Below are 22,194 nucleotides of genomic sequence, written 5' to 3'. Positions count from 1 at the left end.
GGGCACATGTCCGGCAGGGGGCCGTCATGGTCGAGGAACTGCTGACAGCGGGAATCGCCGCCGCCACGGGCGTCGCGGTCTACCTGGGTGCGGCCGCCCGGGTGGTGAAGCAGTACGAGCGGGGCATCGTCTTCCGCTTCGGCCGCCTCCGTCAGGGCGTCCGCCCGCCCGGGTTCACGATGATCCTTCCGGTGGCCGACCGCCTCCGCAAGGTCAACCTCCAGATCGTCACCCTCCCCGTCCCCGCGCAGGAGGGCATCACCCGCGACAACGTCACGGTCCGCGTGGACGCGGTCGTCTACTTCAAGGTGATCGACCCTGCGAGCGCGATCATCGCGGTGGAGGACTACCGTTTCGCGGTCTCCCAGATGGCGCAGACCTCGCTGCGCTCGATCATCGGCAAGAGCGACCTGGACGACCTGCTCTCCAACCGGGAGAAGCTCAACCAGGGCCTGGAGCTCATGATCGACAGCCCGGCGATGGGCTGGGGCGTCCAGATCGACCGCGTGGAGATCAAGGACGTCTCCCTCCCGGAGACGATGAAGCGCTCGATGGCCCGCCAGGCGGAGGCCGACCGCGAGCGCCGCGCCCGCCTCATCAACGCGGACGCCGAACTCCAGGCCTCGCACAAGCTGGCCGAGGCCGCCGCCGTCATGTCGGACCAGCCGGCGGCCCTCCAGCTCCGCCTCCTCCAGACGGTGATCGCGGTGGCGGCGGAGAAGAACTCCACCCTGGTCCTCCCCTTCCCGGTGGAGCTGCTCCGCTTCCTGGAACGCGCCGCCCCCGCCCCTCCCGCGCCCGCCCCTCCCGCGCCCGCGACACCCGCGCCCGAGCCGCCGCCCGCTGAGCCCTACGGTCCTTAGCCCAGCCGGGCCAGCGCCTGCGTCAGCGGGAGTTCCTCGCGGGTCCCCGCGGCGCGGTCCTGGAGTTCGACGACGCCCTCGGCGGAGCGGCGGCCCGCCACCAGGATCCACGGCACGCCGATCAGCTCCGCGTCCGTCAGCTTGACGCCCGGCGACAGCCCCGGGCGGTCGTCCAGCAGGACCCGCCGGCCCGCCGCGGCCAGGGCGGCCGCCGCTTCCTCCGCCAGCGCGAGCGGCACCGCCTTGCCCGCCGCCACCACGTGCACGTCGGCCGGTGCCACCGCCGCGGGCCAGCGCAGGCCCCGCTCGTCGGCCGTCTGCTCGGCCAGCGCGGCGACCGCGCGGGAGACGCCGATGCCGTAGGAGCCCATGGTGACCCGGACCGGCTTGCCCTCCTTGCCGAGGACGTCCAGCCCGAAGGCGTCGGCGTACTTGCGGCCCAGCTGGAAGATGTGCCCGATCTCGATGGCCCGGTCCAGCCTCAGCCCCGCACCACACGCCGGGCAGGGGTCGCCCGGCTCGACGACGACCACGTCCAGGTACCGGTCCACCTCGAAGTCGCGGCCGCAGACCACGTTCCGGGCGTGCGTGTCGGCCTTGTTGGCACCGGTCACCCACGCCGTCCCCGGCGCGACCCGCGGGTCGGCGAGGTAGCGGACCTTCTCCAGCCCCTGCGGGCCCACGTAGCCGCGTACCAGGTCGGGCCGGTCCGCGAAGTCCTCGGCCGTGACCAGCTCCACCACCGCCGGGGCCAGGTGCTCCCCGAGCTTGCCGAGGTCCACCTCGCGGTCTCCGGGCACGCCGACGGCCGTGATCTCGCCGTCCACCTTGACCAGCAGGTTCTTCAGCGTCGCGGAGGCCGGCACGCCGAGGTGCGCGGCCAGGGTCTCGATGGTCGGGGTGTCGGGGGTGGGGATCTCCTCCAGCGGGCCGTGCTCGCCGGTCACCGCCTCCAACGCGAACGTGACCGCCTCCGTGTTCGCCGCGTAGTCGCAGCTCGGGCAGTCCGCGAAGGTGTCCTCGCCCGCGCCGGCCGGCGCGAGGAACTCCTCCGACGCCGAGCCGCCCATCGCGCCGGACACCGCCGACACGATGCGGTGGTCCAGGCCGAGGCGCTCGAAGATGCGCACGTACGCCTCGCGGTGCAGCCGGTAGGACTCGGCGAGCCCCTCGTCCGACACGTCGAAGGAGTACGAGTCCTTCATCTGGAACTCGCGCCCCCGCAGGACCCCGGACCGGGGCCGGGCCTCGTCCCGGTACTTGGTCTGGATCTGGTACAGCATGACCGGCAGGTCCTTGTAGGACGTGCACTGGTCCTTCACCACGAGGGTGAAGATCTCCTCGTGGGTGGGGCCGAGGAGGTAGTCGGCGCCCTTGCGGTCCTTCAGCCGGAACAGCAGGTCCCCGTACTCCGACCAGCGGCCGCTGACCTCGTACGGCTCCTTGGGCAGCAGCGCCGGCAGCAGCACCTCCTGCGCGCCGATGGCGTCCATCTCCTCGCGGACGATGCGCGAGACGTTGTCCAGGACCTTCTTGCCGAGCGGCAGCCAGGTCCACACCCCCGCGGAGCTGCGCCGGACGTAGCCGGCCCGGACCAGGAGGCGGTGGCTGAGGGTCTCGGCGTCGGCGGGGTCCTCACGGAGGGTCTTGGCCATCAGGCGGGACATGCGCTGTACGTGGGGAGCGGACACGTGATGAGTGGACATGCCGGGAGGCTACCGACAACCCCACCGCCCCCGGAAACCCGTTTTCAGTCGGCGCGCGGGGCCCTGAGCAGCGGAAGCGGGGCGCCCATGACGGCGTACGGCAGGCTCGCGCTGGGGAAGTGGACCTTCCGGGCCAGGTCCCGGTAGCCGAGGGCGGCGTAGAGCCCGCGGGCCGGGCTGTCGGTGTCGATGGCGGAGAGGATCGAGCGGGGCTCGGCGGCGCCGTCGGTGATCCGGGTGATGAGGGCGCGGCCGACGCCGCGGCCCTGGAAGCCGGGGTGGACGTGCAGCTCGGTGATGACGAAGGAGTGGTCGAGCCAGTGTTCGGTGCCGCCGGCCCGCAGGTAGGGCTCGACGATGGTGGACCACCAGTGGCCGCGGTCGTTGGGCATGCCGTAGACGAAGCCGGCCAGCGCCCCGTCGTCGGTGAACGCGCCGAGCGCGCGGGCGCCGGGGCACGTCATGTGGCGCTGGACGATGTAGCGCCGGATGCCGACCTCCTCCTCGCTGAGCCCGAAGGCGACGGCCTGGACGCGCAGGGCTTCGTCCACCCGGCCGGCCAGGTCGAGGCGCCCGATGCGGAGTCCGGCGGGCCGTACGGCGTCGTCGCCCGGGGAGGTAGGCAGCATGCGGCGACCTTACTTCGGGGTAGGGCCGCTCCGGTACGGCTTCCCGCACGAAACCGGCCGCCCTTCTCCGTGGGTCAGAACAGGACGCTCATGAACGCGCCCACCTCGCGGAAGCCCACCCGGGTGTAGGCGGCGCGGGCGGCGGTGTTGAAGTCGTTGACGTAGAGGCTGACCACGGGGGCCACGTCGCGCAGCGCGTACGCGACGACGGCGGCCATGCCGGTCTCGGAGTGCCCGCGGCCGCGGAACTCGGGGGCCACCCAGACGCCCTGGATCTGGCAGGCGGCGGCGGTGGCGGCGCCGATCTCGGCCTTGAAGACGACCTTGCCGTTCTCGACGCGGGCGAAGGAGCGGCCGCTGCCGACGAGCTCGGCGACGCGGGCCTGGTAGAGCAGCCCGCCGTCCCCGGCGAGCGGCGAGATGCCGACCTCCTCGGTGAACATGGCCACGCAGGCGGGCATGATCAGGTCCATCTCGTCCTTGCGGATCCGGCGGACCAGGGGGTCGGCGGCGATGTCGGCGGACGGCTGCTCGGTGACCATGAGCGGCTGGTGGGCGCGGACGTCGCGGGCGGGGCCCCAGCTGGGCTCCAGGAGCTGCCACAGCAGCCGGGTGGCCTCGGCGGGGCCGACGATGGAGGAGCAGCGGCGGCCGGTGCGGCGGGCGCGGTCGGCGAAGGCGCGTACGGCGTCGGGTCCGGCGCAGACGGGGACCAGGTTGGCGCCGGCGTAGCAGAGGGCGCGGAGCTCTCCGCCGGCGTACCAGCCCCACATCTCTCCGCCCAGGCGCCACGGATCGAGTCCGGCGACCTGGACCCGGGAGGTGACGAAGGCGTTCTCGACGGGCTCGCGTCCGAGGATGGCGAGCGCGGCGTCGAGATCACTGGGTTCAAGGACCCTGGTCGTGGTCTGCGTCAACACTGGGGCCTCACCGTGCAAGTCTGCTGATCTCCGCACTGTACCCGGCGCGACCTGCGCACGCCCGGTCCCGCAGGTCACGAAAAGGGCCCGGCCCCGGCCGCGAGCTGCGCGGACGGGGCCGGGGAGGCACCTCGGGGAGCCCCTGGAGGGCTCTGCGTGCGGGACGGGCCGGGACCGGTCCCCGGACTCAGACCCCGATGGCGACGCTGGGCTCGCCGGAGGCGACGCCGTCCTTCTCCATCTGCTCGGCGATCTTCAGCGCCTCTTCGATGAGGGTCTCCACGATCTTGGACTCGGGGACGGTCTTGATGACCTCGCCCTTGACGAAGATCTGGCCCTTGCCGTTGCCGGAGGCGACGCCGAGGTCGGCCTCGCGGGCCTCGCCCGGGCCGTTGACGACGCAGCCCATGACGGCGACGCGCAGCGGGACGGTCATGCCGTCGAGGCCGGCGGTGACCTCCTCGGCCAGCTTGTAGACGTCGACCTGGGCGCGGCCGCAGGAGGGGCAGGAGACGATCTCCAGGCGGCGCGGCTTGAGGTTCAGCGACTCCAGGATCTGGTTGCCGACCTTGACCTCCTCGACCGGCGGGGCGGAGAGGGACACGCGGATGGTGTCGCCGATGCCCTCGGAGAGCAGCGCGCCGAAGGCGACGGCGGACTTGATGGTGCCCTGGAAGGCGGGGCCGGCCTCGGTGACGCCGAGGTGCAGCGGGTAGTCGCACTGGGCGGCGAGCTGGCGGTAGGCGTTGACCATGACGACCGGGTCGTTGTGCTTGACCGAGATCTTGATGTCGCCGAAGCCGTGCTCCTCGAAGAGGGAGGCCTCCCACAGCGCGGACTCGACGAGCGCCTCGGGGGTGGCCTTGCCGTACTTCTTCAGCAGGCGGGCGTCGAGGGAGCCGGCGTTGACGCCGATGCGGATCGGCGTGCCCGCGTCCTTGGCGGCGTGCGCGATCTCCTTGACCTTGTCGTCGAACTGCTTGATGTTGCCCGGGTTGACGCGGACGGCGGCGCAGCCGGCGTCGATCGCGGCGAACACGTACTTGGGCTGGAAGTGGATGTCGGCGATGACCGGGATCTGCGACTTCTTCGCGATGACGGCCAGCGCGTCGGCGTCGTCCTGCGTGGGGCAGGCGACGCGGACGATCTGGCAGCCGGAGGCCGTCAGCTCGGCGATCTGCTGGAGGGTGGCGCCGATGTCGGAGGTGCGGGTCGTGGTCATCGACTGCACCGAGACGGGCGCGTCGCCGCCGACGGCCACGGAACCGACCTGGATCTTGCGGCTGACCCGGCGGTCGGCAAGCTTCGTCGGCACGGACGGCATTCCGAGAGAGATGGCAGTCATCTGCTGTGCAACCCCAAGGTGTGGATCGAGGTCCCGAGATCGGCGGGCTCCAGCCTTCGAGGTTACGCCAAGTAGCGCGCGCCCCTTGCATCCGAGGGGGTCGCGCCACCCGAACGTAGGGAGCCGGGCACGGTGCGTGCCCGGCTCCGGTCGCCGTCGGGGTGCTGCCCGTACGGCTAGGTGATCTTGATCGGGTTGACCACGTCCGCGACGAGCACCAGCAGCGTGAAGCAGACGAAGACGCCGGCGACCACGTACGCGGCGGGCATCAGCTTCGCCACGTCGAAGGGGCCGGGGTCGGCGCGCCGGAAGACCTTGGCCACGGTGCGGCGCAGGGACTCCCACAGGGCGCCGGCGATGTGCCCGCCGTCCAGGGGCAGCAGGGGCAGCATGTTGAACAGGAACAGCGACAGGTTGAACATGCCGAGCACGTTGAGCAGGATCGACATCTTCTGCTCGCCGGGCAGGTCCAGGGCGGCGATGTCGCCGCTCATCCGGGCCGCTCCGACGATGCCCATCGGGGAGTCGGCCTCGCGCTCGGCGCCGCCGAAGGCCGCGTTCCACAGGGCGGGGATCTTGGCGGGGAGCTTGAGGAGGCCCTGGACGCTGCTGTCGACGATCTCGGCCATGTGGTCGACGGACTCGCCGAACGACAGGGCGGCGATCTCGCTCTTGGGGCTGAAGCCGAGCCAGCCGGCGGTGACGTACTGGCCCTTGACGTAGCCGCCGTGGCCGTCGGTCTTGGCGACCTGGTTCGCGATCAGGTCGACGGGGACGGCGAGCTGCTGCCCGTCGCGCACGACGGTGACGGTGGCGGGGCCGACGGTGTCGCGGATCCGCTTCTGGAGGGCGGACCAGTCGGCCACCTTCTTGCCGTTGAAGGCGACGATCCGGTCGTCGGCCCGCAGGCCCGCCTTCTTCGCGGGGGCCACCGGGTCGCCGTCCTTGCAGACGTCGCGCTTCTCGCTCTGCTGGATGACGCAGGGCGAGACGCTGGCGATCTGGGTGGTGGTCCGGTTGATGCCGAAGGTCATCCAGACGCCGAAGAAGATCGCGAGGGCGAGCACCAGGTTCATGAAGGGGCCCGCGAACATCACGATCACGCGCTTCCAGGGCTTGCGCGTGTAGAAGAGCCGCGTCTCGTCGCCGGGCTGGAGCTCCTCGTAGGCCGCCGAACGGGCGTCCTCGATCATCGACCGGAAGGGCGAGGTGGAGCGGGCGGTGACCTTGCCGTCCTCGCCGGGCGGGAACATCCCGATCATGCGGATGTAGCCGCCCATCGGGATGGCCTTGATCCCGTACTCGGTCTCGCCCTTCCTGCGGGACCAGATGGTCTTGCCGAAGCCGACCATGTACTGGGGCACGCGGATGCCGAAGAGCTTGGCCGTGGAGAGGTGGCCGAGCTCGTGCCAGGCGATCGAGAAGAGCAGCCCGACGACGAAGACGAGCACGCCCGTCAGGGTCAGCAGCAAGGTCATGCGCCCGCCTCCACGGCGGCCCGCGCCGCCATCTCCCGTGCCCGGGCCCTGGCCCAGGTCTCCGCTTCGAGGACGTCCGCCACCGTCAGGGAGGTTCCCGACGTGGGCGTTCCGTGCTCGTCGACCACTGCGGAGACCGTATCCATGATTCCTGTGAACGGCATCCGGCCGGCCAGGAAGGCGTCCACGCACTCCTCGTTCGCCGCGTTGAAGACGGCGGGGGCGGTGCCGCCCAGGGTGCCGACGTGCCGGGCGAGGCCGACCGAGGGGAAGGCCTCGGTGTCGAGCGGGAAGAACTCCCAGGTGGAGGCCTTGGTCCAGTCGAAGGAGCGGGAGGCGTCCGGGACCCGCTGGGGCCAGCCGAGGCCGATCGCGATGGGGCCGCGCATGTCCGGAGGGGTGGCCTGGGCGAGGGTGGAGCCGTCCGTGAACTCGACCATGGAGTGCACGTAGGACTGCGGGTGGACGACGACCTCGATGCGGTCGAAGGGGATGTCGTAGAGCAGGTGCGCCTCGATGACCTCCAGCCCCTTGTTGACCAGGGTCGCCGAGTTGACGGTGATGACCGGGCCCATGGCCCAGGTGGGGTGCGCGAGGGCGTCCTCGACGGTGACGGAGGCCAGCTCGGCGCGGGTGCGGCCGCGGAAGGGGCCGCCGGACGCGGTGACCACCAGCTTGCGGACGTCGGCGCGGGTGCCGGCGGCGAGCGCCTGGAACAGGGCCGCGTGCTCGGAGTCCACCGGGATGATCTGGCCGGGCCGCGCGAGGGCCTTGACCAGCGGGCCGCCGACGATCAGCGACTCCTTGTTGGCCAGGGCCAGGGTGCGGCCCGCACGCAGTGCCGCGAGGGTGGGGGCGAGGCCGATGGAGCCGGTGATGCCGTTCAGGACGGTGTGGCAGTCGGAGGCGGCGAGTTCGGCGGCCGCGTCGGGCCCGGCCAGGACCTCGGGCAGCGGCTCGCCGGCTCCGTACCGCTCGCCCAGCGCTTCCTTCAGGGCCGGTACGGCGTCCTCGCGGGCGACGGCCACGGCCCGGACCCGGAGCCTGTGGGCCTGCTCGGCGAGCAGGTCGACGCGCCCGCCGGCCGCGGACAGCGCGGTGACCCGGAAGCGGTCCGGGTTGCGCAGGGCGAGGTCGATGGCCTGGGTGCCGATGGACCCGGTCGACCCGAGGATGACGATGTCCCGGCGGCCGGCCGCGGCGTCGAAGAGGAGGTGCGGGTCGGCGAGGGGGGCTGGACTGTCGCTCATGCCCCCCATTGTTGCCGCAACTCAGGGGCGCTTGGACACGGAGTCCCCGTCCGTGACCCGGGCCAGGAGTTCGGGCAGGGTTCCGGCGAAGTCGGGGAGCGCCCGGGCGGCGCGCCACCAGGCCCGGGGGTCGTCGCCGAGGGCCTCGTCGAAGAGCCGGTCGGCCTCGGCGCGGGCGGCGAGCACGGCGGCGGGGCGGTCGTGGCGGTCGGGGTGGCCGGTGTCGCCGAGCCACTGGTCCTCGTCGAGCGCCCAGCACGCGGGGACCTTGTGCCGGATGACGTCGGCGCCGGTCAGCAGGCCCCGGTCCAGGCAGTCGCGGACCCAGCGGACGTCCTCGGCCGCCGTGTCCATCGGCACGGCCAGGCTCACCAGGGCCAGCTCGCGCTCCCACGCACCGGCCGGGTCGGCGGGGGCCGGGTCCGGGGCGAGGTGGCGGACGGCGCGGGCGAGCGCCGGGTCGTGGCGCACCTCGCCGGGCGCGGCCGGGGTGCCCGCGGCCAGCGCGGCCGCCAGTTCGGGCAGGGTGCCGCGGAAGGCGGGGGCGCGGCGGCCCAGTTCGGCCCACAGCCGGGGGTCGTCGCCGAGCGCGGGGCGCAGGGCGCGGTGCACGGCCGACTGCATCTCGGCCTGTTCGGGCAGGGTCCAGCGCAGCCCGCGGGTGGCGGGGAGGTGGCCCAGGAGCAGGGTGCGGGCCGCGGGGGCCACGTACGCGACGAGTTCGTCGCAGGTCAGCAGGCCCATCCGGACGGCTCGGACGGCGGGCCGGTACCAGTGGCGGCCGTACGTGTCCCCCGTGCGCGCGTCGAGCAGCGCGCGGCACGCGTGCCGGGGCAGTCCCCCCGCCAGCAGCAGTGCCTCGACGGCGCCGGCCGGCAGCGGGGCGCGGGCGTGGGCGCGCAGCAGCGGTTCGGGGTCGTGGAGGTCGAGGAGGTGCGGCATGCGGAGCAGGGTGAGCGGGATGCGGGGGCGGCGGCCGTGCCGGCGCAGCAGGCGGATCAGCTCGTCGGTGGTGAGGGGGCCGGGGCCGGTCTCGGCGAGCAGTTCGGGGGAGGGCCCGGGCCGGGCGGCGTAACGGGCGGGGCCGGGCAGACCGGGCAGCGGGCGGCCGACCACGTGCGGGTTGCGGGCGATGTAGTGGCGGTCGGCGTCGGTGCCGTGGCGCAGCAGGAGGGTGACGGCGGCGGCGGGCAGCCACTGGTCGCGGCACAGGTACCTGCGGGTGGGCCCGTCGAGGCGGTCGATCAGGTCGGCCACCACGTGGTGCGGTGCGTGGCGCAGCAGGTGCGCCACGCACCAGGCCAGCCGCCGGCAGGCCCGGTCCTCCTCGGCCGTCGCCATCGTCCTCGCCCGCCTCGCGCTCGTGCCGGTACCGCCGGGGCTGGTGCCCGTACGTCCGTCCTCGTACATCCGTCCGATCTGCTGCCGATGATGGCAGGTCAGCGCAGGGGACGGTGAACGTTTTTGCGGGTGGAGGGGCCGGGGGCGGCGTCCGCGATCCAGGGACCGTCCCCGGAGGGGTCGAGGACGCCTTCCTCCAGCCAGGTGTAGGTGCCGCCGAGGACCCCTTGGACGACCGTGCGGTCGAGGTCGTCGGTGTTGGCCCAGAGGCGGCCGAAGAGCTCCTCGACGCGCAGCCGGGACTGCCGGCAGAAGGCGTCGGCGAGCTGGTAGGCCTCGCGGCCGTGGTCGCCGCTCTCGCGCAGGTGCTCGGCGCGCACGCAGGCCGCGCTCATCGCGAAGAGCTCGGCGCCGATGTCCACGATCCGGCCGAGGAAGCCCTGCTTGGTCTCCATGCGGCCCTGCCAGCGGGACATGGCGTAGAAGGTCGAGCGGGCGAGTTTGCGGGCGCCGCGCTCGACGTAGCGCAGGTGGGTGGCGAGGTCGGGGTGGCCGGCCGGGTGGAACTCGCGGTAGGTGCCGGGGAGCTGGCCGGGTCCGGTGGCGAGCTTGGGCAGCCAGCGGGCGTAGAAGCCGGCGGCGCGGGCTCCGGCCTTCGCCTTGTCGCCGAGGGCCTTCTCGGGGTCGATGAGGTCGCCGGCGACGGAGAGGTGGGCGTCGACGGCCTCGCGGGCGATCAGCAGGTGCATGATCTCGGTGGAGCCCTCGAAGATGCGGTTGATGCGCAGGTCGCGCAGGAGCTGCTCGGCGGGAACGGCGCGTTCGCCGCGGGCGGCGAGGGACTCGGCGGTCTCGAAGCCGCGTCCGCCGCGGATCTGGACGAGTTCGTCGGCCATCAGGCAGGCCATCTCGGAGCCGTAGAGCTTGGCGAGCGCGGCTTCGATGCGGATGTCGTTGCGGTCCTCGTCGGCCATCTGGGAGGCGAGGTCGACCACGGCCTCCAGGGCGAACGTGGTGGCGGCGATGAAGGAGATCTTCGCGCCGACGGCCTCGTGCCGGGCGACGGGGCGGCCCCACTGCTCGCGCACCCCGGACCATTCGCGGGCGATCTTCAGGCACCACTTGCCGGCGCCGACGCACATGGCGGGCAGGGACAGCCGGCCGGTGTTCAGGGTGGTCAGCGCGATCTTGAGGCCGGCTCCCTCGGCGCCGATCCGCTGCGCGGCGGGCACCCGCACCCGGTGGAAGCGGGTGACCCCGTTCTCCAGGCCGCGCAGGCCCATGAAGGCGTTGCGGTGCTCGACGGTGATGCCGGGTGAGTCCGCCTCGACGACGAAGGCGGTGATCCCGCCGCGGTGGCCCTCGGACTTCGGTACCCGGGCCATGACCACGAGCAGGTCGGCGACGACCCCGTTGGTGGTCCACAGCTTGACCCCGTCGAGGACGTACGTGCCGTCGTCCTCCGGGTCGGGGACGGCGGTGGTGGCCAGCCGCGCCGGGTCGGAGCCCACGTCCGGCTCGGTGAGCAGGAAGGCGCTGATCGCGGTGGTGGCGCAGCGCGGCAGGTAGGCGTCCTTCTGCTCCTTGGTGCCGAACATCTTCAGCGGCTGCGGCACGCCGATCGACTGGTGGGCGGAGAGCAGGGCGCCGATGGCGGGGCTGACGGAGCCGACGAGGGCCAGCGCCTTGTTGTAGTAGACCTGGGTGAGGCCGAGGCCCCCGTACTCGGTGCCGATCTTCATGCCGAGGGCGCCGAGTTTCTTGAGCCCGCGCACGGTCTCGTCGGGGATCCTGGCCTCGCGCTCGATGCGCTGCCCGTCGATCTCGCGCTCGCAGAAGTCCCGCAGGCGGGCCAGGAAGGCCTCGCCGCGCCGGACGTCCTCGTCGGCGGGGGACGGGTGGGGGTGGATCAGGTCGAGCCGGAAGCGGCCGAGGAAGAGCTCCTTGGCGAAACTGGGTTTGCGCCAGTCCTGCTCGCGGGCCGCTTCCGCGACCTGCCGCGCCTCGCGCTCGGTCACCTTGGGCTGTACGGGCCGTGTTGCCGACATCCGGGTACTCACCTCGCCGCATCGGGGGACCTACCGATCGGTGCTACCTGTCAGTCGTACCCGCTGCGGGCGCCCGGGAAAATACGGGCGCCTGCAAAAGGGGGACGCCCGCGGAGGCGTCCGGAAAAAGGGGGACGGCCGGAGCCCCCGCACAGTAGGCTCCGGCCGTCGGTCTGTGACCGTACGAGTCGGTCAGATGTCGAGGCCCGTGAGGACCAGGACGCGCTCGTACGTGTAGTCGTCCATCGCGTAGCGGACGCCCTCGCGGCCCACGCCGGACTGCTTGACGCCGCCGTACGGCATCTGGTCGGCGCGGTAGGACGGCGCGTCGCCGATGATCACACCGCCGACCTCGAGCTCGCGGTGGGCGCGGAAGGCGACCTGGACGTCGCGGGTGAAGACGCCGGTCTGCAGGCCGAACTTCGAGTCGTTGACGGCGGCGAAGGCCTCGTCGGTGTTCTCGACCTTGGTGATCGTCAGGACCGGGCCGAAGACCTCCTCGGTGGCCAGCTTCACGCCGGCCGGGACCTCGGCGAGGACGGTCGGCTCGACGGTGGCGCCGTCGCGCTTGCCGCCCGTGAGCAGCTTGGCACCGGCGGAGACGGCCTCGTCCACCCAGGACTCGACGCGCTTGGCGGCGTCCTCGGAGACCAGCGGGCCGACGTCGGTGGCGTCGTCGCCGGGGTCGCCGGTGACCTGGGCCTGGACCTTGGCGACGACCTTCTCGACGAGGCGGTCGTAGACGGAGGCGTCGGCGATGACGCGCTGCACGGAGATGCAGGACTGGCCGGCCTGGTAGTTCGAGAAGGTCGCGATACGGGTCGCGGCCCAGTCGAGGTCGGCGTCGGAGGACCAGTCGGCGAGGACCACGGCCGCGGCGTTGCCGCCGAGCTCCAGGGTGCAGTGCTTGTGGGGCACCGACTGCTGGATGGCGTAGCCGACGGTGTCGGAGCCGGTGAAGGAGATGACCGGCAGGCGGTCGTCCTTGACCAGGGCCGGCATCTTGTCGTTGGCGACGGGCAGCACGGACCAGGAACCGGCCGGCAGGTCGGTCTCGGCGAGCAGCTCGCCGAGGATCAGGCCGGAGAGCGGGGTGGCCGGGGCCGGCTTCAGGATGATCGGCGCGCCGACGGCGATGGCCGGGGCCACCTTGTGGGCGCACAGGTTCAGCGGGAAGTTGAACGGCGCGATGCCGAGGACCGGGCCCTTGACGAAGCGGCGGGTCAGGGCCAGGCGGCCGACGCCACCGGCGTCGGTGTCCAGGCGCTGGGCCTCTCCGCCGTTGAAGCGGCGGGCCTCTTCGGCGGCGAAACGGAACACGGACACCGCACGGCCGACCTCACCGCGCGCCCACTTGATGGGCTTGCCGTTCTCGGCGGAGATCAGCTGGGCGATCTCCTCGGTGCGCTCGACGAGCCGCTTGGACACGTGGTCCAGGGCGGCGGCACGTACGTGGGCGGGGGTCGCGGAGAACTCCGCCGTCACGGCGTACGCCGCGGCCACGGCCTCTTCGACCTGGGCGTCGGTGGGCACGCTGACGGCGGCGACCAGCCGGCCGTCCCACGGGTTGTGGACGTCGAAGCTGTCCTCGCCGGTGGCCTGGCGGCCGGCGAGCCAGAAGGCGTGGGTGGAAGTCATGCGAATCCCGGCCCTTCGGTGTGTGCGGTGGTCCTTGTCTCCACCAAGGTAGGCGGCCGCCGGGCCGTCGTCGTTTAGCCGCGTTGGAGAACCTCCGCCCGGGGCTGCGCCGCTTTGTCACTGTCCCGCCCGTGCCGCGGCACTCGCGCGTCCGCGCCGGGGGGGGTCTGGGGGCGGAGCCCCAGGGGGTCCGGGCCGAAGCCCCGGGGAACGGGCGAAGTGAGGGTCCCGCCGGACGGAGTCTGGGGGAGGGTAGGGGACCCTGCTCCGCGCAGCGGCACGCAGCGGCACGCACCAGCCGCAGCCGGCCCACCGGGACCGGCCCGGCCCCGGCAGCCGCCGGACGGAGTCCGGTGCGGCGCCTCAGGAAACGGCCGGGCTGGCCTTGAGGGCGAGCCAGAGCTCCATGCGGACGTCCGGGTCGTCCAGGGAGCGGCCGAGGATCTCCTCGACGCGCTTCATCCGGTACCGGAGGGTGTGCCGGTGCACGCCGAGGTCGGCGGCGGCGGCGTCCCACTGCCCGTGGCGGGAGAGCCACGCCTGGAGGGAGGCCACCAGGTCGCCCCGGCCGGTCGCGTCGTGCTCCCGCAGGGCCCGCAGGGTGCCGTCCGCGAAGGCGCGTACGGCGTCGTCGGCGAGCAGCGGCAGGACCGACCCCGCCGCGAGGTCCTCGTGCTCGACCAGGGGCCGCCCCCGCCGCCGGGCCACGGCCAGGGCCTGGTCGGCCTGCTTCAGGGCGGCCGCCACCCCCGCCGGGCCGGCCGCCGCCGACAGGCCGACCACCAGTTCGTCGGGCTCCGGCCCGGCCGCCTCCCGGCCGCGCCGGGACTCCAGGGCCTCCGCGTGGTCCGCGCACGCCTGCACCGCCGAGCCCCCGTCGGCGGCCAGCACCACCAGCCGGCCCGGCTCCGGGACCACCAGCAGTGGCTCCCCGGTCCGCGCCGCCGCCGACTCCACCGCGTCGGCCAGCAGCGCCAGCCCCTCCGGCTGGGCCGTCCCCGGCAGCGCCGGCTCGGCGACGACGATCCGGAACGGCGACTCCAGCAGCGCCCCGTACAGGTCCCCGGCCACGGCCCGGGCGTGCTCGGGCTCCCCCTCCAGCAGCATCCGCAGCACCGCCGCGCCCAGCCGGGACTCCGCGTCGTGCAGCGACCGGGAGCGCTCGGTGGTCAGGGTCAGCAGGGCGACGGCGGAGTGCACCGCGTACCGCTCGGCGGTGCCCAGCGGGGCCGCCGTGCCGACCGCGAGGGCGCCCCGGGCCCGCCGGCCGGTGCCGAGGGACTGGAGCTCGACCCGGTCCTCCGCGCCGCCCACCACCGCGCTCGCCGGCGCGGGCCGCTCCCGCAGCCGCTCCACGTCGGGGGTGAGCCGGGCCGCCCGGCGCGCCGCCCAGTCGGGGGCGGCGGCGACGACGGCGCCGGAGGTGTCGTACAGCGCGGCCCAGCCGTGCACGTGGGCCGCCAGCTTCGCCAGCAGGTCCGCCGGACCGTCGGCGGAGAGCGCGGCCCGGGTCAGCTCCCGCTGCGCCTCGAAACCGGCGGTGACGGCCCGGTACTGGTCGGCGGCCAGGGCGGCGGACACGGCCTTGCTGATGGCGAGGAACGGGGTCCGCCGGGGCACCTCCAGCAGCGGCAGGTCCTCCTCGCGGGCGGCCTCGAGCAGCGCTTCGGGGATGGCCTCGTAGTTGACCCCGACGGCGAAGCCGATGCCGACGACCCCGGCCGCGGCCAGCCGGCGTACGTAGCGGCGCATCTCCTCGCGGTCGTCCGCGTCCAGCTTCATCGCGGTGACGAGCAGCAGCTCGCCGCCCTCCATGTACGGGACGGGGTCGGCGAGCTCGCTGACGTGCGCCCACCGCACGGGGGTGTCCAGGCGGTCCTCCCCGGCCCGGACGGTGAGTTTCAGGGCCGAGTGCTGGACGAGCGAGGCGAGGGTGAGCGGCATCGGTTTCCAGACGGGGAGGGAGGGAGAGGGGGACCGGCGCGGGTTTTCGCCATGCCGTATGAACGGCCCCCTTCGATTCTGCCACCCCGTACGGGTCCCCTCAGCCCGTCCTCGGCCGGTCCTCAGCCGGTTCCCGACAGCCGGAGCAGCAGCGGAGCGGCCCGTTCCCCCCGGACGGAGGTCAGGGACAGCACCGCGCAGCCCGGCGGAACGGCGTGCGCCAGCTCGGAGGCGGACCAGCGCTCGCGCTCGACCTGGCGCACGGTGACGGCGTCGGTGGTCACGGCCTTGCCGGTGACCAGCTTGCGGAAGGCGTGGATGGCCCGGGTGAGCGGCTGGTCGGCGAAGACCGTCCGGTGGGTGACGTCGCGGGTCTCGACCCACTCGGTGCCCCAGGCCTCGGCGAAGCGCTGCCCGTCCCAGGTGGTGACGCCGGAGAAGGCCATCCGGCAGCCGACCGCGCCCAGCAGCGGCGTGCGCAGGGGTTCCGGTACGTCGTCCAGGGTGCGCAGGGTCAGCAGCACGCCGGCGTTGGCCGAACGCAGCCGCTGTACGCCGCGGACGGTCTCCGGGGTCAGGGTGTGCGAGGCGTCGTCCAGGGCGAGGAAGGCGAACAGCGAGCGGTCGGCGCGGGCCGCGGCGGCGGCGTTGAACTGGGCGAGCAGGAGCCGGGCCAGCATCCGGGAGGCGTCGGCGTGCGCGCGTTCGGGGAGATCGACGCGGACCCGGACGGGGTGTTCGAGGGCGCGCAGGGAGAAGGGGCGCCCGCGCCGCTCGGAGCCGCCGACGACGGCCCCGACGTCGAAGAAGCCGCTGAACGCCGGCCGGTCGAGCAGGGCGGCGCGGTCGGCGAGGGCCGGGCCGGGGTCGCCGGGGGCCCCCTGCTGGCGCAGGCGCGCGTCGAGCTCGCGGAGCATGGCCTGCCGTCCGGTGCCCTCCAGTGCCTGGCGGAGCGCGGTGAGGGCGGAGGGCACGCCGTCGAGGAGCTCGCGCAGTTCGGGTACGGCGGGGAAGCGGCCGTAGGCCTCGCGGAAGGGGCCGATCAGCTGGGCGAGGGTGGTCGCGGCGCGGCGTACGTCGATGCCGGGGACGTCTCCGACGAAGGCCTCGGCGAGGAGGCCGGCGGCCTCGTCGGGGTCGGCGGTGCCGCCGTAGAGGTCGAGGTCGTGGACGGAGGCGGGGTCGCCGACGCGCACGATGATGTCGTAGGCCTCGTCGGGGCCGAGCCGGGAGCCGGCCGCGCCGACGGCGACGACGGCGGCCTGCCCGGCCAGTGCCTGGAGCGCGAGCGACTCGACGACGGGCCGCACGAGGCGGGCGGTCTTGCCGGTGCCGGAGGGGCCGACGGCGAGCAGGGAGGTCCCGAGCACGCCGGGGTCGAGGGCGAGGCCGGTGCCGCGGCGGGCGTAGGGGTTGCGTTCGCCGTCCTCGACGGTGCCGAGGAGCACCTGGCGGGTGAGGAGGTCGTGCCGGGCCGCGCGGACCGGCAGGTCGCGGTCGCCGGAGGGGTGCACGCAGGCGCCCGCGCCCTTGTCCCTCACGGCGTCGTCGAAGGCCCGCAGCCGAGTCGGGTCGGCGCGCACGGACTCCCACGCCCGCCGGATCCGGGCGAAGTCCACATCATTCATCCGCCCACCCCCAGCCTCCCCCCCAAGCCGCTCAGCCGCCCCGACCAGCCCCGCCGCACGCACCTCGGACCAGTCGGCGGGATCGGCGCCGGGAGCCGCCGCGGGGGCCGCCTGGGCGCGCCGGCCGGGGGCCGGCTTGAGGGCGAGCCGGGTGAAGAAGACGAGGAACGGTGCCAGGGCCACCGCGGCCACGAGATAGGTGACCAGTCGCTGCTGCCCCTCGGTCATCTCAGCGAGGGGCAGGTGACCGCCGAGCAGCGGGAGGAGCGGGACGGTCCCCGTCCAGATGATCACCACGGTGAGGAGCGCCAGCACCGCCGCGCCGGCCGCCCGGGCGCGGGGCCCCCGGGCGGCCACCAGCCGCTCGAAGGCGAGGCCCCACGATCCGAGACGGCTGAACCACCACACCAGTACGCCGGTGACGAGCAGCATGTACGTCTGGAGGGCGGCGACACCCGCCCCGGTCCTGGGCGGCCCGCCGTACTTCTCCCACCAGTCGGACGGGGTGAGCAGCCTGGCCGGCAGGTCGGTGTACGGGATGTAGTTGTCGGTGATCAGGGACCACAGCAGGACGCAGGCGAGGAAGGAGATGGCCACCCCGCTGAGCAGCGACCGGTCGGTGGCGGCGTCCTCCTCGCTCCCGGCACGCGGCACGTGCCCGAACCGCCAGATGCCCGGGTCGGCCGTCGGCCGCGGGGTGCGGAGCCAGTCCGTGAACGGGGTTCCGACCGCCGGTGCGTGCCGCGGCTTCGGCGGGGTGCCCAGCGGTGGCGGCGGGCCCGCCGGCCGGGGGACGTGGCCCTCGCGGGTCGACTGTCCGTCGTGCGTGCCCTCGGTGTTCATGAAACCCCTGCCCCCTGCCCGTTCCAACGCGCCGCGGCGCTCAATCTAGTGCCCGGCCTGGCGATCCGCGGGACACGCGCCGGTTCCTTCCTATGGCCGTCGCGGACAAGGACACGCGGGCACCACTCCCGAACGGAGCATGCCTTACCCCCTCCCCCGGGCCTAGCCTGCGGACAAAGACACAAGTGCGTCCGAAAACACCCCCCAGGAGCCCTCCATGACCGCTGTCCCGCAGGAGCGCAAGCTCGTCACCGCGATCCCCGGCCCCAAGTCGCAGGAGCTGCAGGCCCGCCGTCTCGGCACGGTGGCCGGCGGCGTGGGCTCCGTGCTGCCCGTCTTCACCAAGCGTCTGGACGGCGGCATCCTGGAGGACGTCGACGGCAACCGCCTGATCGACTTCGGTTCCGGCATCGCCGTGACCTCGGTCGGCGGTTCCGCCGAGGCGGTCGTGCGCCGCGCCACCGCGCAGCTGGCCGACTTCACCCACACCTGTTTCATGGTCACGCCGTACGAGGGCTACGTCGAGGTCTGCGAGGCGCTGGCCGAGCTGACCCCGGGTGACCACGCCAAGAAGTCGGCCCTGTTCAACTCGGGCGCCGAGGCCGTCGAGAACGCCGTCAAGATCGCCCGTGCGTACACCAAGCGCCAGGCCGTCGTGGTCTTCGACCACGGCTACCACGGCCGCACCAACCTCACGATGGCGCTGACGGCGAAGAACATGCCGTACAAGCACGGCTTCGGCCCGTTCGCCCCCGAGGTCTACCGCGTCCCGGTCGCCTACGGCTACCGCTGGCCCACCGGTGCCGAGAACTGCGGCCCCGAGGCCGCCGCCCAGGCGATCGACCAGATCACCAAGCAGATCGGCGCCGAGAACGTCGCCGCGATCATCATCGAGCCGGTCCTCGGCGAGGGCGGCTTCATCGAGCCGGCCAAGGGCTTCCTGCCCGCGATCGTGAAGTTCGCCAACGACAACGGCATCGTCTTCGTCGCGGACGAGATCCAGTCCGGCTTCTGCCGCACCGGCCAGTGGTTCGCGTGCGAGGACGAGGGCATCGTCCCGGACCTGATCACCACCGCCAAGGGCATCGCCGGCGGTCTGCCGCTGGCCGCCGTGACCGGCCGCGCCGAGATCATGGACGCCCCGCACGCGGGCGGCCTGGGCGGCACCTACGGCGGCAACCCGGTGGCCTGCGCCGGTGCGCTGGGCTCCATCGAGACGATGAAGGAGCTCGACCTCAACGCCAAGGCGAAGAAGATCGAGTCCCTCATGAAGTCGCGCCTGTCCGCGATGCAGGAGAAGTACGAGATCATCGGCGACATCCGCGGCCGCGGCGCCATGATCGCCATCGAGCTGGTCAAGGACCCGGAGTCGAAGACCCCGAACCCGGAGGCGGCCGGCGCCCTGGCCAAGGCCTGCCACGCCGAGGGCGTCATCGTCCTCACCTGTGGCACCTACGGCAACGTGCTCCGTTTCCTCCCGCCGATCGTCATCGGCGAGGACCTGCTGAACGAGGGTCTGGACGTCATCGAGGCCGCGTTCGCGGGCATCTGACCGAACGTCCAGTTCGAAGGACTGGAACGCTTGCTCGCGGCGGCCGCCCTCTACCACCGGTAACGGTCGGGCGCTGTGAAGAAGCTGTGGGGGGCCGATGGCGGGAGCACGTTCCCGCTGTCGGTCCCCCTTTCGCTGGCGTACGGTTTCTGCAGATGAGTGAGACAGACCGCTCCCGGGCCACCGGGGGCGACACCGGTACCGGGCTTCCCCAGCGCCGTACTGGTCATGCGTTCGCGCACACTCCTCTCAGATCGGACGGCCGTCCGCCCCAAACCCCCCGGGGCGCACGGCAACCCGGTCCGGGCGGCCGCCCCGGAACCATCCCCCCTGTTCCGGGACGGCCGGCCATCCTCCCGACGGCCCTGTGCCTCGGCCTCTTCGCCCTGATCACCTGGCAGGTCCTGGTGTCGGGGCCGCTCCTGGTCCCGGACCACGCCCTCAGCCGCGCCGCGGTGCGCACCGTTCCCGACGCCGTCACCGAGCGCCTGGCGGACCTGGGCGACATCCCGGTCGCCGTACCCGTCCTCGCGCTGGCCATGGCGTACGCCGCCTGGCGCGGGCGGCGCCTCGCGGCGCTCGCGGCCGGCCTGGCGATGGCCCTGGTGCCGGCGCTGATCGTGCCGCTGAAGGCGTGGACCGCCCGCCCCGGCCCGCTGGAGCCCTGGGCGGCCGGCTACTTCCCCTCGGGCCACACGGCGACGGCCCTGACCGCGTACGTGGGCGCGGCCCTGCTGCTCGCCCCGCACACCCGCCGCCGCTGGCCGATGGCCGCCGCCCTGGTGCTGTCGGCGGCGACGGCCACGGGCCTGGTGCTGCGCGGCTTCCACTGGCCGCTCGACGTGCTGGCCAGCGTCCTGCTGTGCGTACCGCTGCTGCTGGGGGTGCGCCGGGTGGCCGGCGGTCGTCGGCGGCCGTAACCGGAGCCGGAGACCGGTCCCCGGGTCAAGGCTTCGCGCGGGTCCCCCGCCCCTCTCCCGTCAGGGCCCTCGCCGCGGCCTCGTGCAGTGCGAGCTCCAGCAGCGCCGGGTCGGTGAGGGTGCCCCGGCCGTCCGGGAGTTCGAGCCAGTGCGGGCCGCCCTCGGCCCGGCCGGGGTACGGGACCGCGATCCAGCTCCCGCGCCCCGCTCCCCGTACGCCCGTGCCGATCCAGCGGGAGGCCGTGCCCGGGGGCACGAAGAAGCCCACCCGTACGCCGCCGGAGTCCGCCAGCACGGGGCCGGGCGGGGCGGGCAGCAGCCGCAGCACGCCGTGGGCGGCCCGTCCCAGCTCCCCGGGCACGACCAGCACGTCCCAGTGCCGGCCGGCGGGCAGCAGGGCCACCCCGAGGGGGCTGCGCTCCCACTCCCACCGGCAGGCGTCCGGATCCGGCGCCGCCGCCGCCAGCCATTCCACTGCGGTCCTCGCTCCCGGGAGCGTCATCGCCCGGCCTCCGTTCGTCTCGTCGCGGTGAGGGGTCCTCACCGGGAGAGAGCGGGGCCGGGCCGGGCTATGACGCGGGTTGCGCTGCTCCGTGGGGGTGAAGCGGGTCACGGGGCGAACCGCGGGCGTGCGCCGGGGCGTACGGGCGTACGGGCGTACGGGCCTCAGCTGTCGAAGCCGAGTCCGAGGCGGTCCAGCGTCTTGAGCCACAGGTTGCGGTGGCCGCCCCGGGCGTCGGCGCGGGCCAGCGACCACTTGGTCAGCGCGATCCCGGTCCAGGCGAACGGCTCGGGCGGGAACGGCATGGGCTTGGACTTCACCATCTCCAGCCGGGTGCGCTCGGTGGACAGGCCGTCGAGCAGGTCCAGCATCACCTCGGCACCGAAGCGGGTGGCGCCCACGCCGAGCCCGGTGTACCCGGCGGCGTAGGCCACCCTGCCCCGGTGCGCGGTGCCGAAGAAGGCGGAGAAGCGGGAGCAGGTGTCGATGGCCCCGCCCCAGGCGTGGCTGAAGCGCACCCCCTCCAGCTGCGGGAAGGCGGTGAAGAAGTGCTCGGCGAGCTTGAGGTAGGTCTCGGGGCGGTGGTCGTACTCCGAGTCGAGCTTCCCCCGGTAGGGGTAGATCGCGTCGTAGCCGCCCCAGAGGATCCGGTTGTCCCTGGTGATCCGGAAGTAGTGGAACTGGTTGGCGCTGTCGCCGAGCCCCTGGCGGTTCTTCCAGCCGATCGAGGCGAGCTGCTCCTCGTCCAGCGGCTCCGTCATCAGGGCGTAGTCGTAGACGGGGACGGTGAAGGGCCGGATCCGGCGGACCAGCGAGGGGAAGATGTTGGTGCCCAGGGCGACCCGGCGGGCGAGGATCGTCCCGTAGGGGGTCTCCACGGTCATCCCGGCGCCGGCCTGCGCCATCTTCAGGCCGCGGGTGTTCTCGTAGATCCGCACGCCCTGCTCCAGGCAGGCCCGCTTGAGCCCCCAGGCCAGCCTGGCGGGGTTGAGCATGGCGACGCCGTCGCGGTCCCACAGGCCCGCGAGGAAGGTCGGCGAGTCGACCTCCGCGCGCAGGGCCTCGCCCTCCAGCCACTCGGAGCCCGCCCCGAGGCCGAGCTTGACGGCCTCCTCGTGCAGCTCCCGCAGTTCCTCGACCTGGTGCGGCTCGGTGGCCACGTCGATCTCGCCGGTGCGCTCGAAGTCGCAGTCGATGCCGTAGCGGGCGACGGCCTCCTCGATGGCGTCGAGGTTGCGCGCGCCCAGCTCCTCCAGCTTGGCCAGCTCGCCCGGCCAGCGGGCCATGCCGTTGGCCAGGCCGTGGGTGAGGGAGGCCGCGCAGAACCCGCCGTTGCGCCCGGAGGCGGCCCAGCCCGCCTCCTTGCTCTCGATCAGTACGACGTCCCGGCCGGGGTCGCGCTCCTTGGCGATCAGCGCGGTCCACAGGCCGCTGTAACCGCCGCCCACGACCAGCAGGTCGCAGCGCTCGTCGGAGGTGAGGGCCGGCTGTGGCGCCGGGCGGCCGGGGTCGTCCAGCCAGTACGAGACCGGCTTGGCCTCGGAAAGGGATTTCGCAACACTACGCATGGCGACTGGGGCCATGGCT

16 protein-coding genes are annotated in these 22,194 nt (G+C 73.5%); 3 read left to right on the top strand and 13 right to left on the bottom strand.

The features are described from left to right. Nucleotides 1–26 precede the first annotated feature (26 nt). Nucleotides 27–863 (top strand): slipin family protein, encoded by an 837-nt coding sequence (locus tag D1J60_RS26125; RefSeq protein WP_125822732.1) that lies wholly within the window; start codon nt 27–29, stop codon nt 861–863. Here the strand turns inward: D1J60_RS26125 and D1J60_RS26120 are convergent. The 11 genes from D1J60_RS26120 to D1J60_RS26070 form a co-directional block, all read right to left on the bottom strand. Beyond that, nucleotides 860–2,569 carry a proline--tRNA ligase gene (locus D1J60_RS26120; protein ID WP_125822731.1) on the bottom strand — a complete coding sequence of 570 codons (1,710 nt, stop codon included), beginning with the start codon at nt 2,567–2,569 and terminating at the stop codon, nt 860–862. The two genes, D1J60_RS26125 and D1J60_RS26120, sit on opposite strands and share 4 nt — an antisense overlap. A 44-nt stretch (nt 2,570–2,613) precedes the next feature. Further along, complete coding sequence (locus tag D1J60_RS26115) at nt 2,614–3,198, bottom strand: GNAT family N-acetyltransferase (RefSeq protein WP_125598285.1); 585 nt, start codon at nt 3,196–3,198, stop codon at nt 2,614–2,616. A 74-nt stretch (nt 3,199–3,272) separates the two neighbouring features. Beyond that, nucleotides 3,273–4,118 carry a GNAT family N-acetyltransferase gene (locus D1J60_RS26110; RefSeq protein WP_185899497.1) on the bottom strand — a complete coding sequence of 282 codons (846 nt, stop codon included), beginning with the start codon at nt 4,116–4,118 and terminating at the stop codon, nt 3,273–3,275. A gap of 187 nt (nt 4,119–4,305) precedes the next feature. Beyond that, entirely contained in the window at nt 4,306–5,463 is a 1,158-nt protein-coding gene (gene ispG / locus D1J60_RS26105; protein ID WP_007266888.1) for a flavodoxin-dependent (E)-4-hydroxy-3-methylbut-2-enyl-diphosphate synthase, read from the bottom strand. Nucleotides 5,464–5,639: 176 nt separating this feature from the next. Beyond that, the gene (locus D1J60_RS26100; protein ID WP_125822730.1) at nt 5,640–6,941 is read right to left on the bottom strand and encodes a site-2 protease family protein; all 1,302 of its coding nucleotides are present in this window, start codon (nt 6,939–6,941) and stop codon (nt 5,640–5,642) included. After that, entirely contained in the window at nt 6,938–8,191 is a 1,254-nt protein-coding gene (gene dxr / locus D1J60_RS26095; RefSeq protein ID WP_125598279.1) for a 1-deoxy-D-xylulose-5-phosphate reductoisomerase, read from the bottom strand. Before dxr ends, D1J60_RS26100 begins: the two co-directional genes overlap by 4 nt. Before the next feature lie 21 nt (nt 8,192–8,212). Next, nucleotides 8,213–9,532, bottom strand: a complete 1,320-nt coding sequence (locus tag D1J60_RS38720) for a hypothetical protein (protein ID WP_125822729.1) — start codon at nt 9,530–9,532, stop codon at nt 8,213–8,215. A gap of 98 nt (nt 9,533–9,630) precedes the next feature. Further along, nucleotides 9,631–11,580 (bottom strand): acyl-CoA dehydrogenase family protein, encoded by a 1,950-nt coding sequence (locus D1J60_RS26085; protein WP_125822728.1) that lies wholly within the window; start codon nt 11,578–11,580, stop codon nt 9,631–9,633. 192 nt (nt 11,581–11,772) lie between these two features. After that, entirely contained in the window at nt 11,773–13,218 is a 1,446-nt protein-coding gene (locus D1J60_RS26080) for an aldehyde dehydrogenase family protein (protein WP_125822727.1), read from the bottom strand. 363 nt (nt 13,219–13,581) lie between these two features. Beyond that, on the bottom strand, nt 13,582–15,162 hold the full coding sequence (locus D1J60_RS26075; protein ID WP_125605125.1) for a PucR family transcriptional regulator: 1,581 nt from the start codon (nt 15,160–15,162) through the stop codon (nt 13,582–13,584). A 122-nt stretch (nt 15,163–15,284) separates the two neighbouring features. Further along, nucleotides 15,285–17,633 carry an ATP/GTP-binding protein gene (locus D1J60_RS26070; RefSeq protein ID WP_125822726.1) on the bottom strand — a complete coding sequence of 783 codons (2,349 nt, stop codon included), beginning with the start codon at nt 17,631–17,633 and terminating at the stop codon, nt 15,285–15,287. Nucleotides 17,634–17,850: 217 nt separating this feature from the next. Here D1J60_RS26070 and gabT point away from each other — a divergent pair, with 217 nt between their 5' ends. Both gabT and D1J60_RS26060 read left to right on the top strand, forming a co-directional pair. Then, nucleotides 17,851–19,185, top strand: coding sequence for a 4-aminobutyrate--2-oxoglutarate transaminase (gene gabT, locus D1J60_RS26065; protein WP_007266879.1), 1,335 nt, complete (start codon nt 17,851–17,853; stop codon nt 19,183–19,185). A 407-nt stretch (nt 19,186–19,592) separates the two neighbouring features. Continuing rightward, nucleotides 19,593–20,105, top strand: coding sequence for a phosphatase PAP2 family protein (locus tag D1J60_RS26060; protein WP_347147196.1), 513 nt, complete (start codon nt 19,593–19,595; stop codon nt 20,103–20,105). 25 nt (nt 20,106–20,130) lie between these two features. Here the strand turns inward: D1J60_RS26060 and D1J60_RS26055 are convergent, their stop codons facing one another. Continuing rightward, on the bottom strand, nt 20,131–20,607 hold the full coding sequence (locus D1J60_RS26055; RefSeq protein WP_125822724.1) for a hypothetical protein: 477 nt from the start codon (nt 20,605–20,607) through the stop codon (nt 20,131–20,133). Nucleotides 20,608–20,771: 164 nt separating this feature from the next. Beyond that, nucleotides 20,772–22,190 carry an FAD-dependent oxidoreductase gene (locus D1J60_RS26050; RefSeq protein ID WP_125603653.1) on the bottom strand — a complete coding sequence of 473 codons (1,419 nt, stop codon included), beginning with the start codon at nt 22,188–22,190 and terminating at the stop codon, nt 20,772–20,774. Nucleotides 22,191–22,194 lie beyond the last annotated feature (4 nt).

This window comes from Streptomyces sp. W1SF4 (assembly GCF_003950035.1).
In the GTDB taxonomy this organism is placed as follows: Bacteria; Actinomycetota; Actinomycetes; order Streptomycetales; family Streptomycetaceae; genus Streptomyces; species Streptomyces racemochromogenes.
Note: the sequence above shows the minus strand (reverse complement) of the source record. Positions and strands in the feature narration are given on the sequence as shown.

Bases quoted from the DNA above. Each gene is read 5' to 3' on its own strand.
- D1J60_RS26125 (WP_125822732.1), top strand. From the start codon at position 27: ATGGTCGAGGAACTGCTGACAGCGGGAATCGCCGCCGCCACGGGCGTC.
- D1J60_RS26120 (WP_125822731.1), bottom strand. From the start codon at position 2,569: ATGTCCACTCATCACGTGTCCGCTCCCCACGTACAGCGCATGTCCCGC.
- D1J60_RS26115 (WP_125598285.1), bottom strand. From the start codon at position 3,198: ATGCTGCCTACCTCCCCGGGCGACGACGCCGTACGGCCCGCCGGACTC.
- ispG (WP_007266888.1), bottom strand. From the start codon at position 5,463: ATGACTGCCATCTCTCTCGGAATGCCGTCCGTGCCGACGAAGCTTGCC.
- D1J60_RS26100 (WP_125822730.1), bottom strand. From the start codon at position 6,941: ATGACCTTGCTGCTGACCCTGACGGGCGTGCTCGTCTTCGTCGTCGGG.
- dxr (WP_125598279.1), bottom strand. From the start codon at position 8,191: ATGAGCGACAGTCCAGCCCCCCTCGCCGACCCGCACCTCCTCTTCGAC.
- D1J60_RS38720 (WP_125822729.1), bottom strand. From the start codon at position 9,532: ATGGCGACGGCCGAGGAGGACCGGGCCTGCCGGCGGCTGGCCTGGTGC.
- D1J60_RS26085 (WP_125822728.1), bottom strand. From the start codon at position 11,580: ATGTCGGCAACACGGCCCGTACAGCCCAAGGTGACCGAGCGCGAGGCG.
- D1J60_RS26080 (WP_125822727.1), bottom strand. From the start codon at position 13,218: ATGACTTCCACCCACGCCTTCTGGCTCGCCGGCCGCCAGGCCACCGGC.
- D1J60_RS26075 (WP_125605125.1), bottom strand. From the start codon at position 15,162: ATGCCGCTCACCCTCGCCTCGCTCGTCCAGCACTCGGCCCTGAAACTC.
- D1J60_RS26070 (WP_125822726.1), bottom strand. From the start codon at position 17,633: ATGAACACCGAGGGCACGCACGACGGACAGTCGACCCGCGAGGGCCAC.
- gabT (WP_007266879.1), top strand. From the start codon at position 17,851: ATGACCGCTGTCCCGCAGGAGCGCAAGCTCGTCACCGCGATCCCCGGC.
- D1J60_RS26055 (WP_125822724.1), bottom strand. From the start codon at position 20,607: ATGACGCTCCCGGGAGCGAGGACCGCAGTGGAATGGCTGGCGGCGGCG.
- D1J60_RS26050 (WP_125603653.1), bottom strand. From the start codon at position 22,190: ATGGCCCCAGTCGCCATGCGTAGTGTTGCGAAATCCCTTTCCGAGGCC.